The 16,590-nt window shown below is 42.9% G+C and carries 15 protein-coding genes; 1 reads left to right on the forward strand and 14 read right to left on the reverse strand.

The genetic code is table 11. From position 1 onward, the window contains the following. Positions 1–22 precede the first annotated feature (22 nt). Positions 23–688 carry a fructose-6-phosphate aldolase gene (gene fsa, locus AC4E8D_RS18730; protein WP_076210039.1) on the reverse strand — a complete coding sequence of 222 codons (666 nt, stop codon included), beginning with the start codon at positions 686–688 and terminating at the stop codon, positions 23–25. A 38-nt stretch (positions 689–726) separates the two neighbouring features. After that, positions 727–2,250: a glucose-6-phosphate dehydrogenase gene (zwf, locus tag AC4E8D_RS18735; RefSeq protein WP_339304723.1), complete on the reverse strand. Its 1,524-nt coding sequence runs from the start codon at positions 2,248–2,250 to the stop codon at positions 727–729. 112 nt (positions 2,251–2,362) lie between these two features. Here zwf and AC4E8D_RS18740 point away from each other — a divergent pair, with 112 nt between their 5' ends. Then, entirely contained in the window at positions 2,363–3,247 is an 885-nt protein-coding gene (locus AC4E8D_RS18740; protein WP_036672843.1) for a LysR family transcriptional regulator, read from the forward strand. A gap of 96 nt (positions 3,248–3,343) precedes the next feature. Here AC4E8D_RS18740 and AC4E8D_RS18745 read toward each other — a convergent pair whose 3' ends face one another. The 12 genes from AC4E8D_RS18745 to AC4E8D_RS18800 form a co-directional block, all read right to left on the reverse strand. After that, positions 3,344–5,359: a chemotaxis protein CheW gene (locus tag AC4E8D_RS18745; protein ID WP_339304725.1), complete on the reverse strand. Its 2,016-nt coding sequence runs from the start codon at positions 5,357–5,359 to the stop codon at positions 3,344–3,346. 14 nt (positions 5,360–5,373) lie between these two features. Next, on the reverse strand, positions 5,374–5,799 hold the full coding sequence (locus tag AC4E8D_RS18750) for a chemotaxis protein CheW (RefSeq protein ID WP_221820509.1): 426 nt from the start codon (positions 5,797–5,799) through the stop codon (positions 5,374–5,376). Between the two features lie 24 nt (positions 5,800–5,823). Continuing rightward, positions 5,824–7,413 carry a methyl-accepting chemotaxis protein gene (locus AC4E8D_RS18755; protein WP_339304727.1) on the reverse strand — a complete coding sequence of 530 codons (1,590 nt, stop codon included), beginning with the start codon at positions 7,411–7,413 and terminating at the stop codon, positions 5,824–5,826. Between the two features lie 549 nt (positions 7,414–7,962). Then, positions 7,963–8,643, reverse strand: coding sequence for a hypothetical protein (locus AC4E8D_RS18760; protein ID WP_221820504.1), 681 nt, complete (start codon positions 8,641–8,643; stop codon positions 7,963–7,965). 202 nt (positions 8,644–8,845) lie between these two features. After that, the gene (locus tag AC4E8D_RS18765; protein ID WP_221820503.1) at positions 8,846–9,442 is read right to left on the reverse strand and encodes a cupin domain-containing protein; all 597 of its coding nucleotides are present in this window, start codon (positions 9,440–9,442) and stop codon (positions 8,846–8,848) included. 137 nt (positions 9,443–9,579) lie between these two features. Continuing rightward, positions 9,580–10,536: an aldo/keto reductase gene (locus AC4E8D_RS18770; RefSeq protein WP_260632696.1), complete on the reverse strand. Its 957-nt coding sequence runs from the start codon at positions 10,534–10,536 to the stop codon at positions 9,580–9,582. Positions 10,537–10,671: 135 nt separating this feature from the next. Next, on the reverse strand, positions 10,672–11,484 hold the full coding sequence (locus AC4E8D_RS18775; protein ID WP_221820499.1) for a helix-turn-helix transcriptional regulator: 813 nt from the start codon (positions 11,482–11,484) through the stop codon (positions 10,672–10,674). Between the two features lie 416 nt (positions 11,485–11,900). After that, positions 11,901–13,253 (reverse strand): glucoamylase family protein, encoded by a 1,353-nt coding sequence (locus AC4E8D_RS18780; protein WP_221820497.1) that lies wholly within the window; start codon positions 13,251–13,253, stop codon positions 11,901–11,903. Positions 13,254–13,543: 290 nt separating this feature from the next. After that, a complete protein-coding gene (locus tag AC4E8D_RS18785; protein WP_221820495.1) occupies positions 13,544–14,020 on the reverse strand; it encodes a hypothetical protein in 477 nt (158 codons plus the stop codon). A gap of 87 nt (positions 14,021–14,107) precedes the next feature. Continuing rightward, positions 14,108–14,482 (reverse strand): hypothetical protein, encoded by a 375-nt coding sequence (locus AC4E8D_RS18790; RefSeq protein WP_221820493.1) that lies wholly within the window; start codon positions 14,480–14,482, stop codon positions 14,108–14,110. Between the two features lie 18 nt (positions 14,483–14,500). Beyond that, positions 14,501–15,244: a hypothetical protein gene (locus tag AC4E8D_RS18795; RefSeq protein ID WP_449004841.1), complete on the reverse strand. Its 744-nt coding sequence runs from the start codon at positions 15,242–15,244 to the stop codon at positions 14,501–14,503. Continuing rightward, the gene (locus tag AC4E8D_RS18800) at positions 15,244–16,551 is read right to left on the reverse strand and encodes an SPFH domain-containing protein (RefSeq protein ID WP_221820489.1); all 1,308 of its coding nucleotides are present in this window, start codon (positions 16,549–16,551) and stop codon (positions 15,244–15,246) included. The genes AC4E8D_RS18795 and AC4E8D_RS18800 overlap by 1 nt, the downstream gene beginning before the upstream one ends. Positions 16,552–16,590: the final 39 nt, after the last annotated feature.

The following is a 16,590-nucleotide window of genomic DNA, read 5'->3' on the forward strand; positions in this document are numbered from 1 at the left end:
GAAACGAATGAATGGTTATAGATTATTGTACTGTTTTTTTCCAGTCCGCTGCAAATTTGTCCATACCTTGATCTGTCAGCGGGTGTTTGGAGATTTGTTCAATGACGGAGAATGGAACAGTAGCAATATGTGCTCCAGCCATTGCAACACGTGTAACGTGATCCGGATGTCTTACAGAAGCAGCAATAATCTGTGCATCCAGGTTATGTGTACGGAACAATTCGGCAACTTTGGCAACCAATTGTACGCCATCTTCGGAGATATCATCAAGACGTCCCAGGAATGGGGATACATATGTCGCACCAGCACGAGCAGCCAGAAGCGCCTGGTTCACAGTGAAGATCAATGTTACGTTGGTTTTCACGCCTTTTTTGGTCAAGTAACGGCAAGCTTCCAGTCCCGCAAGTGTCATTGGCAATTTAATCGTAATGTTTTTGTCGCTGTTGTTAATTTTGATCAATTCGTCTGCTTGCGCGATCATTTCTTCAGCAGTAAGGGCATCTGGTGTCACTTCCGCAGAAACGGACTCCACTTCAGGTACCAAACGCAAGATTTCTTCAATACGATCTTCGAATTTCACGCCCTCTTTGGCTACCAAAGATGGGTTTGTTGTTACACCAGACAATACGCCGATTTTGTATGCTTTTTGGATATCTTCCACGTTAGCTGTATCGATAAAAAATTTCATGATTTAATTACCTCCAGATATATTTTTTTTATTTTGGTTTAGAGATTTGCATTAACTGCCAAGGGGATGCTATCTGTAACTACAGACTCCTGATCCGACGACTCATCAAACCACCAGTGGTGACCTTCTTCTTCAAGCATAGTATCTGACTCAGCCGGTCCATAGCTACCCGCAGGATACAGGTGAAGTGGTAACAGATTTTCTTGGAATGCATCCAGAATTGGCTGCACCCACGCCCATGACAATTCTACTTCATCCCAGTGGGCAAAGAAAGTTGGATCACCCAGCAAGGCATCACGAATCAGATTTTCGTAAGCTTCCGCGAGGTCACCTTTATCCGGAGAAAGATCGATATGAACCGGTTTGAATTCACCTTTATTCTCAGGATCACTTGCATTCAGTTGCAATGTCATGCTCTGATCCGGACTCATCTCTATGACGAGCAGGTTTGGCTTGGAACCCTTGTTTTTCAGCACATTTGTCTGTCCTGAAGGTTCTTTGAATTCAATCACGATACGTGTTGATTTCTCCTTCATTCTTTTACCCGTGCGAATGTAAAACGGAACACCGCGCCAGAAGAAATCATCAATTTGCAATTTGGCAGCAATGAATGTGTCATTCATCGTATTCTCGGCTACGCCCGGTTCAGCAGCATACGCATTTACCGGTTTACCTTGAATGTTACCTTCTGCATACTGTCCACGAATGATGTTTGCGCCCACAGTTTGTTTTTGTAACGGCTGAATTGACTCCATAATGTGTTTTTTCTTCAATCCAACTTTTTCGGAAGTACTGTTGTATGGAAGCTGAATCGCCATCATCATGAGCAATTGCAACATATGATTCTGGAACATGTCTCGCACTGCACCAACATGATCGTAATAGGATGCACGTTCTTCAACACCTACAGTCTCATTCGCCGTAATTTGAACATTGGAGATGTAACGGTTGTTCCATAATGCCTTCATGATTGGGTTACTCTGATGCAACGTCTCCAGACGCTGTACCATCGGTTTGCCCAAATAGTGGTCAATCCGATAAATCTCTTCCTCGGTAAAAGATTCGCTTAATTTGCGATTAAGGTCTCTGGCAGACTGCAGGTCGTGACCAAATGGCTTCTCGATGACGAGACGTTTCCAGCCCTCTGTGGAACCCAGTCCACTTTCTTGAATGTTCTCGGCAATCGGTTCGAAAAATTCCGGACCAACCGAGAGATAAAACAAGCGATTGGACGGAATGCCAAGCTCAGCTTCTCTTTGTTCAACTAATCCTAACAGCTTTATATAATCTTCCTTATGGCTTATATTCAATACACTGTAGCGGAAAGCTTTCACAAATGACTTCACAACTTCAGGATCAGCCTGGCGTCTGGAAAATTCATTTAATGATTTTTCCACTTGTGCCTGAAAGAATTCATCAGACCACTCTCTACGCCCCAGACCAATCAATGAGAAGGTTTCAGGAAGCTTCTGCTCAAGATATAAGTTATATAAGGCAGGATATATTTTTCTTTTGGCTAAATCGCCAGTAGCACCAAATAAAACAATGGTAGTTGGTTCCATCTCACCGTTCTCCTTCCAAGTAACTCTGGTTTCTTTGTTGTAGTTACACTATAATACGTTTTATAGCCATACAAGTAATTAATATATTTCACAGGAGCTATAGACCACATCTATGACGACAAATTACGAACTATATAAAGTCTTTTATTGGGCCGCCAAAACGGGAAGTTTGACACAGGCTGCGAAAGCACTGTATATCACTCAACCCAGCGTCAGTCATGCCATTAAGCAATTGGAAGAGAGCTTTGGTCTTACCTTGTTTTATCGAAATTCCAAGGGTGTAGCGCTGACACAGGAAGGTGCCAGTCTATACTCCTATATTGAACAATCCCAGATTCTGATCTCACTTGCGGAAGAAAAAATGGCCGCACTGAAGAATCTCGACAATGGTGAACTCCGGATTGGTGGCAGTGACTCCCTGTTCAAGCATTACATGCTGGCGTATCTAGAGGAATTCCACACCTTGTACCCTAACATCAAGCTGCATCTAAGTCATGGAACCACGCCGGAAGTGATTACCTTTCTGAAAGAAGGCAAGATCGATCTTGGTGTTGTTCGGATGCCCATTGTTGATCCACAGCTAGAAGTCAGGGAAAGTATTCAGTTGAAGGACTGTTTTGTAGCTGGGGAACGTTATGCTCAGTTGAAGGGTAAAGTCATGACACTTGAGATGCTTCTCGAGCATCAACTTATCCTCTTCTCCCGGAACAGCCGGGTTCGGATGGCTATTACCGAGTTGTTTAACAGCTATAATTACACGTTGAAACCTGAGATTGAGGTTGGTAGCGTTGATCTGTTGATTGAGTTTGCGCGTCGAGGACTGGGGATCTCCTATGTCACACGTGAGTTCATCTCCAAAGAGCTGGAGGAAGGTTCTCTCTTCGAAATTCAGCTTGATGTCCCGCTCCCCCCTTCCCATGTGGGGATTATGACCAAACGTAATATGCCAATTTCTCTGGCTGCCAACCGGTTTATGGATCTCATTTTCAAATCCTGAGTGATCACAATGTCAAAAGGTACAACAAAGAGCCCACCATCCAGTTATGGATGATGAGGCTCTTTGGCCTGCATCATGTTTGTTTTTATCTAACAATTAAAGACTCACCAGATAGGACGCGTCCAAGATAAGGGCAACCTTACCATTACCGAGGATCGTTGCTCCAGATAGATGGTTCATCGCTCCCAGATACGTACCTAGCGTCTTAATAACGACTTCCTGATTTCCTATAATCTCATCTACTGCGTAAGCTGCAATTTTATCAACGGAACGCACGATCACCAGTGGAATGGTTTTGGATTTACGGTCCGTTCGTGGATAGTTGAGCCTGTCGCACAATCGGTGAAAAGGTACAATTCGTCCATGATTCAGGATCGCTTGCTGTCCCTGGATCATCTGAATATCTTCAGGTGAAATTCGAACAATCTCAGCAACATTATACATCGGCAAGATTAGAACACGACCCGATACTTTGACTAACAGACCTTTAATAATCGCCAAAGTAAGTGGTAGACGAATCGTAAACGTGGTGCCAACACCAACCTCCGTATCAATATCAATGATACCGTTGAGCCGCCCGATCTGGCTACGCACGATGTCCATTCCAACGCCGCGCCCCGATACTTCACTGACAGAAGAAGCTGTGGAGAAACCGGGCTCAAATATGAGATGGACAGCTTCCTGTGTTGTTAGACGTGCAGCCTGTTCCTCACTAATGATACCTTTGCCCAAGGCGGAAGCTTTGATCTTCTCACCATCAATACCTTTGCCATCATCCGAATAACGAATGACAACATGATTTTCTTCATGAAACGAAGTTAATGTAATACGTCCTTTGAACGGTTTACCGTTCTCCGCCCGAACCTCTGCACTTTCAATGCCATGATCTGCACTGTTGCGGATGAGATGGATCAGCGGGTCACTCAATTCTTCAATAATCATCCGGTCAAGCTCAGTCTCTCCACCTTGGATAACCAGTTCCAGATCCTTACCCAGCTTCTGAGAAAGGTCACGAACCAATCTTGGGAAGCGACTGAATAGTTGATCAATGGGTAACATCCGTGTCTTCATTACACCTTCTTGAAGTTCCTTGATCACCCTGCCCATATGATCGGATACACCACTAATACTCTGGATGAGTGTTGAAGACTCCTTACGCGCGCCCGATCCACTAAGATCCGCAAGGGATGTCTGATCAATTAACAGTTCACCGACCAAATTCATCAAATGGTCCAGACGCTCAACATTCACACGAACTGTAGGTTGAGCAGCTTTCACTTTCTCATCCGAGCCAGTTGTATTCACGGTAGGCAAGCTTGGTTTCGTTTGCTCTGTTTCAGAGATTAATTCAAGTGGTGCAGAAGTCGCTGCAACCTCATTGGATTCCAGCAGATATGGATCAATCTCCAGCCTATGAATATCCAAGTCTGAAGACAGCTCTCCCTTAAGCTGCTGTGGGTCCTTCGATGTTGCTACGATGATGATGAACTGACCATATTGATCATCTTCATTCTGCGCGCCCGGTTGGCTCTCCATGAGCGAAGTAGCGATAACCGTACCACAGATGTCCTCAATGCTTTGCCGTAAAATATGATATCTGGCCGCTTTCATCATGCACTTCTGCTCCAGCACAATATGAAGGGACAATAACTGCTTGCCTGATACTATAGCCACCTGTGCCATAACCGATTCTGCTGGTTGCAATTGAGGTACTTTAAGTTGCCCAACTACTGCCGGGGTCTGAATTAAATCCTTTATTTCTCGTACTACCGCTCGAAAGTCCGCATAGGCTTCCCCACGGATGTACTGATCACGAAGCACCTTCATGGCGTCCAAAGAGCGGAACAACGTATCAATTAGCTCCGAAGTCATCTCCGGTTTTTTCTCCCGGACCCATTCAAGAGCATACTCCACTTCATGCGTGAGGTCGCTTAATTCACGAAAATCCATTGTGGATGCCGATCCCTTGATGGTATGGGCTGCCCGAAACAGCGTCTGAACCAGCTCTACAGAAGGCGTAAGCTCCAATGCCAATAAAGACTGATCCATACGTTCCAGTTGATCATTCAGTTCTTCGATAAAGATGTCACGGTAGGCAGACAAATCCATCATTCGTATATACCTCCCTAACCGCCCAATATTTCGTCCAGTTTCAAAATGCCCACAAGCTTGTCTTCCTGTTGACCCACACCATGGAATAAATCTTCACGGTTACGACCATATCCGCCAGTTGGCGGATGTATGTCCGAATATGTGGTTACCTTGTTCACGCGATCCACGATCAAGCCAATATATTCTTCCTGATGTCGAACTACGATAATACGTGTGGCTCTGGTGTCCGGTTCATCCGGCATACCCAGCAGGTTCCGCAGACTCATCACACATACAACCTTGCCACGCAGATTAACTACCCCTTTTATCTCTGGGCGGCTGAATGGGATATCTGTAATGCTGAGCATTTTAATAATTTCGTGAATTTCTTCAATTCGAATGGCACAGGTCTCTGCACCTACAGACAGTTCAATATATTGTTCCTTCTGAAGTGAAGACATCAATTCACCCTCAATTCAATTTTATTAATTTGTTTTGAAGGCCGCTGCCGAATTTGCCAGCTCTTCCGCCAGATGTGCCAAAGACTGGCACGTTGCCGCAGTCTCTTCCGATGCAGCCGCAGATTCTTCACTGGAAGCCGAGATGGATTCAACAGAGCTCATCACCTCTGCGGCTTGGGCTGCTTCTTCTTCACATGCAGCAGCAATTTCGTTTACTTTCTGTGAAGAGTTATTGACCATATCAATGATCTGATCAAAAGCCTGTCCAGTCATGGAAGACTGCTCAACACTGGCTGCTACGGCTTGCACACTTTGTCTCGTATTTTCCTGCATTGCTTTGATGATGGCTGTAATTTCTTTGGTCGCCTCTCCGCTTCGTTCGGCAAGCTTCCGGACTTCATCTGCGACTACAGCGAATCCTCGTCCTTGTTCTCCGGCACGTGCCGCTTCAATAGCAGCATTCAGCGCGAGCAGATTGGTCTGCTCAGCGATATCGTCAATCACTTCAATGATGTCACCGATTTTGCGAGAATCATCTTCAAGCTTGGTCATTTTTGTATTAACAGCTTGCATACCTTCCAATGAAGTCTGTACAACAAGCCCACCTTCACGAGCAGTCTTCACCGTATCGTTGGACAGTTCAGCCGCTTCTTCCGCACTTGCAGCGACGGAGTTAATGGCAAGTGAAAGCTCCTTGAACAATTCGGAGATATTTCCTGCCTCATTGGATTGGCTTGTGCTGGTACTCGCAATTTCCTGTGTGCTTGCTGAGATCTGTTCCGAAGAAGCGGCAACGCTTTGGGAGTTCATCACGATATTGTTGACTAACCCTTTCAGATTGTCGACCATACGATTCAGAGCTGCGGCCAGTTGACCCACTTCATCTTTGCTGGAGATGTCTGACTGGAGAGTCAGATTTCCGTTAGCGACTTCCGTTGCCAGACCCAACATGGCCATGAGTGGCTTGGAAATGGAACGAGAGATAATGTAACCGATCAGAATACTGAAGAGTACAGATGCAACAACCATAACAATTGTAACGGTAAAGGCCGTTGTGTAGGCTTCTTCAGACTTCGTGTTAGCCTGATCTGCCAACGTTACATTAAGATTCACCAGGTCCGCGAGTGTTTTTACAATCTCATCACCAGGTGATTTCAATGTCGATTTCAGGAATTCAATAAAAGCTGCATCATCCTCTGATAGCGCCATAGTGACGCCTTGATCATAAAGTTTCATATAGCTACTGTATTGGGTATCTAACTTACGAAGCAATTCCATTTCTTCCGGGGTAGTCGCAAGAGGACGGTACGTAGCAAGTCGCTCCTCCATGGATTGACGAATCGTGGCAATATTTTCTGTAATTCTGGTCTGTTCTGCTGCTACAGTTTCGAAATTCAAATCACGTACGTTAACTCGTAATCTCTGATAATCAACCTGAGCTGAAGAGAGCTCACGAACTGAGATTAGATTGTTGTTATACATCTCTTGCATTCGTTCATTCGTACTTCTCAATGTTACTACAGAGTAGACGCCAAGCGCCGCAAGGATTATCGACACAATTAAAAACGCTGAGATAATCTTTGTTGCTGTTTTCAAATTCCCAAACCACTTCATGTAATCTCCTCCTAGGCATCGTAGTGTCCAGTTATGTATATAACGCTTGGTAAACCCTTCTCTAGGTCGCGCTCTAGACAACTTACGATCTATTTCGACATAAATATATTAAAACTGAATAGGAGATTTTTATTTCTATAAATTTGCACTATTATGAATTTTTATTTCAGATATAAAGAATCTTCTTTTTAATATAAATTATACTTTTTACCTATTAAATTTCATTTTCCATTTACATACATACGTATAATCTAAATTCTGCATTGACTTATACTTACATCTCCATATAAAATTTCATGTGACATGATCTTCTTATATTTACATAAGAAGTTGTATAGTTCATACGTATAACAAATATCATTTTCCATGCAAAAAAATGATGTGTTTCGCTGTACACACTCAACATTTCAAGACTTAAGTCTAATAAAATCTCACCCATTCTGAGTCTATTTTCCCATAAAAAAAAACCAAACCCGAATCAACAAAGTTTGGTTTTGAAGCGATAAAATATACTTTAAATTAATATAAAACCCGTTTAAAATTAATTAATTATGTGTTATATAACTGCTCCAGTTCAATTAAGCGAACCTTGATCCTATGCGGAATAATACCAAACAGATTATCCCACGTCATGAACATCTCCGGTTTTAGTAGATATTCTTCAAACTCCATGGTAGGTACAAACGCTTTGGTCTGCAGATAACGCTCTACCTGAGCATTGATCTGTTCATTCGTTTCAAAATAATCTTGAAACAACTCATTCACAAGTAGCCCATCACATCCAGCTTCGGCACCTGCTGCACTATACAGGTTTGGCAGTAACTCAAATACAACCGGAAGTGGCGAGAAAGCATGTTTGCCAGGCTGCGAGTACAGACATACATGACGTCCAATCACATTGACCCGTTCCTTCAACAATCCGCGCAGCACCTTCCCATGAAAGCTGGCTTCACAGTCTACTACCTCTCCGTCATGACCCACATAAACCCATACATGTTCCATTTCATACAGATGTCCAATCTCATAATCCCACCAGATTGCATATTCAATTACATATTGTACTGCCTCGGTCGGAAACTTAATGTCTCTTCTGAACGATGGTGAAGGCCCAGATTGATGCAACACAGAAATGCCAACAAAATCAGGATAAAAGGGTTCGGCTCTGTCAAACATCAAAATCGGTGCATAACTCATTGCAGTTTCAAGCGTATTCAGTTCTGATATGTTCATTCATGAGTCCTCCGTTTTGTTGGATGTTCATACTATATTAACAGAGAACGTAACACACTGACTCAGGCTTTTAAATTATTTTCTAATATAATGTCAATCCCTTGGACTTCATACAATTATTACATCGACACATCAAAAAGCCTGCAACTGTTATTCTCCAGTTACAGGCTTTGTACTTTGATCATGAATAAGGAAGCTTGAATTAAGACTCCTGTTTATTGGATGGTGACACGGACGTCTTGGAGGGTGAAGTCGATTGATCAGAAACCTGCGTATCACACCCTATTGGAGGGCCCAGAATCGCATCATTTTTAATAGAAGCAACAGCTCTCGCATATGCCTCCTCATCCAAACAGTACGCACGGTGAGCCACCTCCGGCGGTGTAGCTGCCAAGAAATCCGCTCCAAACACAATTTCAGGCGTTGGTTGATCGAAGATTGTTAATAAATATACATCATCTGTCTCAGCGACAAACCAGTGAAACCAGCCTTTCGGAAATACCACAACTTGCCCTGGTTTCAGACGATATGTCAATCGTTCACGCGTAAACGGATTAAAGACTGATGCTGTAACTTCACCGGTGATGACAACAACCATCTCCGTGACATTGGTGTGCCAGTGCGGCTGCACGATGATTCCTTTGCTTAAGTACACGTTGAAGAACCCATTCGCAATGGTCGGCAGTTGTTCTCCAAACAACTGGGTTACATAGTTGCGTGAATCCCTCTGATGATTGACAACCGCATTGGAATCGGCTGCCAGCGGAACATTCGGGGCTTGCAAAATCGGATTTATCATACGATCATTTCTCCTCCTTGGGCATACATCTCATTGTTGTACTGTATGCCGGAGAATAGAAAGATAATACCGTTGACACATGTTATATAGTGTTTTAATCCTGAACTTTAGGTTGCTTGGCATCATGTATAAACAAACTAAACTTGACCAGGGAATCTGCCTCCAGCTGCAATGCCTTGAGGTGATATGTGATCGATCTGGTTCATCTCATCATCCGTAAGCGAAACCTGCAGCGCTCCTAAGTTCTCATGAACTCTATCCAGGTTGCGAGTCCCCGGGATCGGAACGATATGTTCTCCCTTTCCAAGCAACCAGGCCAGAGCAAGTTGAGAGACTGTACATCCTTTTTGCTTAGCCATCTCTTGAATCAAGCCAACTACCTCCAGATTTTTCTGAAAGTTCTCACCTTGGAAACGTGGATAGTGACGACGATAATCATCTTCCGGCAGATCTTCTATTGAACGGATCTGACCTGTCAGGAAGCCACGTCCCAATGGGCTGTATGGAACCAAGCCAATGTTCAATTCATGCAGGATAGGCATAATCTCATCCTCAAGCTCTCGACTCCATAATGAATATTCGGTCTGTAACGCTGTAATTGGATGAACAGCATGTGCACGCCGAATGATCTCTACTGGCGCTTCGGACAAACCAATATATCGAATCTTCCCCTGTTGAACCAGATCGGCAAGTGTGCCTACCGTCTCTTCAATGGGTGTATTCGGATCAGGACGATGTTGATAATACAGATCGATATAATCCATTCCCAGACTGTAGAGACTCGCATCTACTGATTTTTTGATGTAGGCTGGATCTCCCTTGGGGCCCTGCGTGTGTGTTATACCAAATTTGGTGGCAACGATTGCCTTGGATCTTCGACCTTGAAGTGCGCGCCCAAGCAGTTTTTCATTCCCTCCAAATTGCTGTTTTTCATACGCTCCGTACAGATCCGCCGTATCAAACATGGTAACTCCTGCATCTAGCGCGCCCTGAATGGTATGTACCGATTCGTCATTATCTGGCATCATCATTACACCCAGGCCGAGCGCAGATATTTGTAATTTATCATTTCCCAGTGTTCTTGTTTTGAGCATGTGGCTCCCTCTTTTCATCTTGAAATAGAAACGTCAACTAGATACGTATGAACTTGAGTTCATTCTATTTCACTCCCGAGATCCCAACCACACTCTATTTATGCTAGTAAAGAAATTACCAGTTTGATCAATTTTCTATATGGCAACAGGAACGTAAATACAACAATGAATGCCTGATTGGCTGTTCAGATTATTCATGGAAAAAATATCATATGCATGCACAACGCCATCTGCCCGATCTGTCGTTTCAAGCAGGACACGATTGACTTGTTTGAACTCAACTTGGTGCAGGTTCCAGATCGTTCGGAAGTCCACACTTTCTTCACTTAATTGTTTCACGATTCTGCTAAATTCGGGGTCGCTCGTATACTTGTCATAATAAGTACGGAATACCGCTACCGAGTGCCGCGCGAATTCCTCCCAGTTGTGCATACGCTCCCTGAGCGCTGTATCCAGAAATAAAATCCGCATCATTAAACGCTCATTCACATTCATCGACGAGAAGTTGAAGAGGTTCGTATCTGCAGCTTCATTCCAGGCAAGTACCTCAGAACGTTCATTGGTAATAAAAGAAGGATGGGTCAACTGACCAATAATACTCTGCCAACCTGGCTCCAGTTGCGAATACGAAGCAAGGAATTCATGTTCCGTATTAGGGTCCCATAAGTCAAACAGATGACTCTTCTCTTCCGGGGTTAAACGGAGCGCATCCGCTATACTCTGCATCACTTCACGTGAAGCCGCCAACTCCCTGCCCTGTTCGAGCCATGTGTAATACGTTGCACTGACACCAGCCAACACCGCTACTTCTTCCCGCCGTAGACCGGGTGTTCTCCGCTGTCCATAAGATCCTGACAAGCCAACTTGTTCCGGTTGAATGCGGCTTCTCCGTGATTTCAAAAACTCACCCAGTTTTTTGTTACGGCTCATACCTGTATCCATAGACATCGTTCCTTTTTATAAAAGTATTCAAGCCTATTCGACTCTATCCCAAAATGGTAGTCTCTGAATGACTTTGACATAATTCATCTATTATTAGTTCTACAGAGTACTTCGTTTACAAGTAGCTTAGCATCGAATGGTGCAGAACAAAAGGAACATCCATGATCCCCGGAGTTGGTGATGTGTACTGTGTGGACGGTCACGGAGCAGGAATGCGAACATTTGCTGTTTATTTACCTCTCCAATCCGTATTGTCTTCAAGTTTTGATGACTATTTCATCAAGTGAACGGCAAGCAATTGCGCTATGATTGTCCAATTAACTTTAAAAAGGCCCGATGGTCGACAAATGCAAATGGAACGAAGCAGAAAACACGCTGCTTCGTTCCATTTGAACAATCGGTATAACAAGTTCTCCTCTCCTTCATTGGATGGAAAACACTTCTTTTTTCAATAATTCTTCTGGCGTCTGCCCTATCACATCACTGTGAAAATAATCGCGTATAACTCCATCTTGAAGATAGTTGGCAATCGACACCATAATCATCCCTTGATCCAGTGCCAGATAAGCTTTTGCAAGTTCTCCCGTTTCAACATTGACTGAGTCATAGAACCCATGTTTGCCAAACATTTTGAAGCTCTTTAAAGCTTTAATGTTCTTTCGAACAGCTTCTGGGGCATAATCCAGAGCAAGGAATGTTGCGTGTGCTGTTACCGTTGCTCCATCTTTGTAACCTGAGGTACCTAACGGCGTTGCTGCAAACTCACTGTAACCTGTCGGAGTGGCAGAAGGTGAGAAGCCCCATGCGGCATACCCTTTTTCTTTGGCGTATTCGATCTGCAATTCGACATGACGCTGATTGTTCAATCCCAAAGCTTGAGTACCCAGGTCTTTTTCCTTTATGACCATACCGGGCATAAGAGCTTCAAACATGCTGCCTCCCCAGCTTGGTACGAACTTTTTATCCTTGTATACATAACTTCCTTCAAACACATCCACTCCATCGTACTTAACGGATTTGCCTTGAGGAATCTGAGCTTGCCAATCCCATTCTTGAGGTAATGTGCGATACATCTTCCACCAATGATCTTGAGGAACGTCACCTTTCCCAATAGCAATATAGCTGCCTACACGTGGTTCCGTATAAAACATCCCATAATGGTGGTCCGTCAGCGCTCCTTTAGCCACATCATAACCGCCGCGGAATTGGCCGACTTCAGGATCATATAGCGGAGTATAATTCATATTTGTAACCAACTTGCTTGTTTCCCCATGAAGTTCTTCATAGGCTTGCCCAACAACAATTAAACCAGCGGATAACCAGCCATTATCGACTTGGGAAATAAATTGGCCCCAATCTTTCTTCACCGAACCGTCATCTGTGTTATACCAGTTATAAAATAGACCGTTCCACTTTTCTAACTTCTCGAGGGAATTTATAGTCGTTTGCAGGCGATGTACAGCTTCTTTCTTCGAAATAATGCCCAATTGTTGCGCTGAAACGGTACTCATCATATACATTGCGATGTTTGTGGGCGAGGTACGTTTAGCTTCTTCTGTCTCGTTTTCAGTGTGCCGTACTTCATCGTAAGTCAAGCCAGTGTTCTGATCCGTATAGTCCTCAAAAAACGTATAGGTCTTATATGCAATCGCTTTCAATTCTGCTCGAAATCCAATTAAATGGTTTGAGTTACCTGCTGAAGCCATAGGAGTTAAAGCTAGATTAGCTAATAGACAAAAAGTTAAAATGAAGCTGAATTGTTTTACTTTTTTCATGATTTTCTCCCTTCAAATGGATTCGAAACGTTTCGTGTATATGTTATCATAATTTTCCCATTTCCGTAAACAAGAAAATAGAACGCTTACAAGCGCTGAATATAATATGGATTATTAATAAATGTGAATTCGAAACGTTTCATTAAAGGGACCACATTAAGGCAACTCACGTGGAATTATATGACGATTTGATCGTTTGAGAGTCTTTTAGAGATTCTAAATTGAAGAGATAAAAAGCCTGACTCCATAGGAATCAGGCTTAATCCTTCTCGTATCCATTCTGAACCGTTCTAAGTTGCTACAACTGTTGTTCCACAATACTCGCAATCCGTTGATTGCTTAGGAAGCACTTTTGCCTTCGCCCCACACCCCGGGCAACTCACTGAAACAGGCCTTTGTGGCTCTTCAACTTTTTCATCGGCTTTCTCTTCAGTGTTTTCCTTATCTGAAAAATTGATCTCTGTATAGTTAATTGTATTATGACTACTGTAACTCACGGTGTTGCTATTGTAACTTGAATAAGTATGCGGATTCACATTTTCGCGATCAAGATGACCTCCATAGTCTCCTCCATAAAACTTTCGTTCCGGGACACGTTTTTTCCTAAGCAATTTAATACCAAAATATAAAAACAAAAATTCAACGATCATAAATCCAGCCATAGCAATGAGATTTTTAGTACCTCTGAAATTATTTGCATTAAACATGGCAATCGGGATCGCAATGGCATAAAACATAAAAAAGAGTCCAAATAACTTCCTTAACAACACGATTCCTCCTTAAAACATCACACTACACCTAGCTGTGTATATTACAAGTATCCGTAAAAGAAGTCATTGAGTCAGCTATGCAGTTTAAGAGATCCTCATTGTCGTTCCACAATACTCACAATCCGCAGACAAAGTAGGATATACCTTTACCTTGGCCCCACACCCTGAACAATTCACGGCTACAGATTCTTGAAGTTCATCTTTCTCTTCATATTTCTCATTATGCTGATCTTCGTAATATTGATTATCATTAGAATTGTGATGGTATTGATCAGTGTTAGAACGAGATTTAGGTCGACCACACATTTTAATTCCCGTAACAAGTACGATAACCCCTGGTATAAAAAACACAATTGTACTAAAAATGGCCATCTCCGTTCCTTCAGACAGCATGATTAAAGAGAACAGGATCGTCAGACACGAAATGATAATTAATATAATTCCAAAAAATCTTTTCACGGCATTTCCTCCTGCAATTTATGATTTGCTTGTCATAATCTGTTGATTGCGCTCTTTCAAACGGAACCTTAACTGGGATAGTTGCGAAGCAAAACGTTCACTATTTACCAATTCCCCTGCTTCGTACTGATTTGCAAGCTCACTGTTCATCAACTCAATGTCCAGCAAGATCTGGCGGTCATTTTTCTCAAGGGAATCCGGAGTGATTGGGTCACTATACTTTACAAGTTCAATTAATGACTGAACGGTTTTGCGCTCCTCTTCCACAGTTAGGACGGAATGTTGCACCATGGTATGAAGCAATTGCTGTAAGGCTTTTTCGATTAATTGTAAGTTTGCGATTTTTGTATGTTCATCTGTTTCATGACGGCGCGCACTCTGAATATAGATCATAATGATTCCGCACAAAATAATTGCGATCGCAATCGTTACCGTGTGTAACAATACGAACCAACGAAGCGCATGATCTGCTGAACCTGTTAACAACGTGTAGATCATCACACAAATCAGATAAATAACCAATACTACACCTAACGCTGTGTAACCTGGAACAAACCGTTTAAACCGATCCATATTTTGCATGATGAACCGTGCGTAGATCCAAATTGCCGTAATCGCTACATAAGAAGCAACAAGATTCATCCAAAAAGAAAACGATAGAAGCGCATGATTAAACACCGTAAAAGAAACGATTGACGATACTAACATGCATATCAAATAGACGACATCCAAAATCAAGAGATTGCTCCGTTTTACCATCACTATGCCTGTCCTCCTTCTTGCAGATTGTTTCCGCAATCGAGACAGAACTTCTGGCCGGGTTTTACTTCATGTTGGCACCGACTACATTTCAAGCTTAAACTTGTGCCACAGTTGCCACAGAATTTTGTATGACCGGAATTCATATGGTTACAGTTAGGGCATGGGCTAGGCATCGGTTGATGACATTGGATACATTCCAATGCGTTCTCCGCATTATCCGCCCCACATGATGGACATGCATGGTATTTGTCACCACAGTTAGGACAGAATTTGGTTCCCTGTGGCAAGGCATGTCCACAATTGTTACAATCAGTTGTCGCTGCGGATTTTTCAGCTAATGAATTGCCACATTTGCTGCAAAAAGCGCTGTTCTCCTGGTTCGGATGATGACACTGCTTACATATACTTACTGCAGGCGTTTCCTTCGTAGACATCACTTTAGACATCTGGGACATCTCGCCACTGAAAGAACCCCCTAGACCAACTCCCATCCCCATACCAAGCCCTGCGCCCATGATGTCTGACTGCATGCTTCCTTCATTCTTCGCTGCACCTTCAAGCGTATCAAACGAACGTTCTTGCTGATATGTGTACCCAATAATATCCATCTCAGCTTTGCGTGCCAACGCTTCTCTTAATCGAATGACGGAAGGGTCTTCTTCAGGCAGATTAACATTGTGAATATACAGGTTGATTAACTCAATACCAAATTCTTCAAAAGTAGAAGCTACCGTATCTGCAAAATGTCGTGATATCTCGGCGATATATGCATTGATCTCCAAAACACTTACTTTTCTATGTATTAGATATGATGACAACATGGAGTTAATATTCATGATAATCAACCCACGGAAGTAATTAATCATATTAGCTTGGTTAAATTCAGGCAGTGTTCCCACAAGCTTGACCAAAAATTTTCGTGAATCCGAGATTTTAATTCCCATTTGTCCAAATGTTCTTACGGGAACAATAATATTATACTTGGGATCCTGGATCTGAATCGGATTCGCCGTTCCCCATTTAACGTCCAATGCGCTTACTTGATTGACATACCATACTTCTGCTGCAAAAGGTGACTTTCCTCCGAACGGAAGGTTAACGAGACGGTTCAAGATTGGGATATTCGCAGTACTCAGCGTATGCCTTCCGGGTCCAAACATATCAAGCGCTCTTCCATCCTTGAAAAGAATTGCTTGTTGAGATTGATTCACAATTAACTGAGTCCATGTTCCCAGTTCAGTCTCGGGATGTTTCCAAGCAAATACATCAGGTGAGCCATCATACTTAATTACGTCAATAATCGCCATGTTTAATTCCTCAATTCAGTATTAGATTACTATAATTTA

It is taken from the genome of Paenibacillus sp. SRL342 (assembly GCF_984798905.1).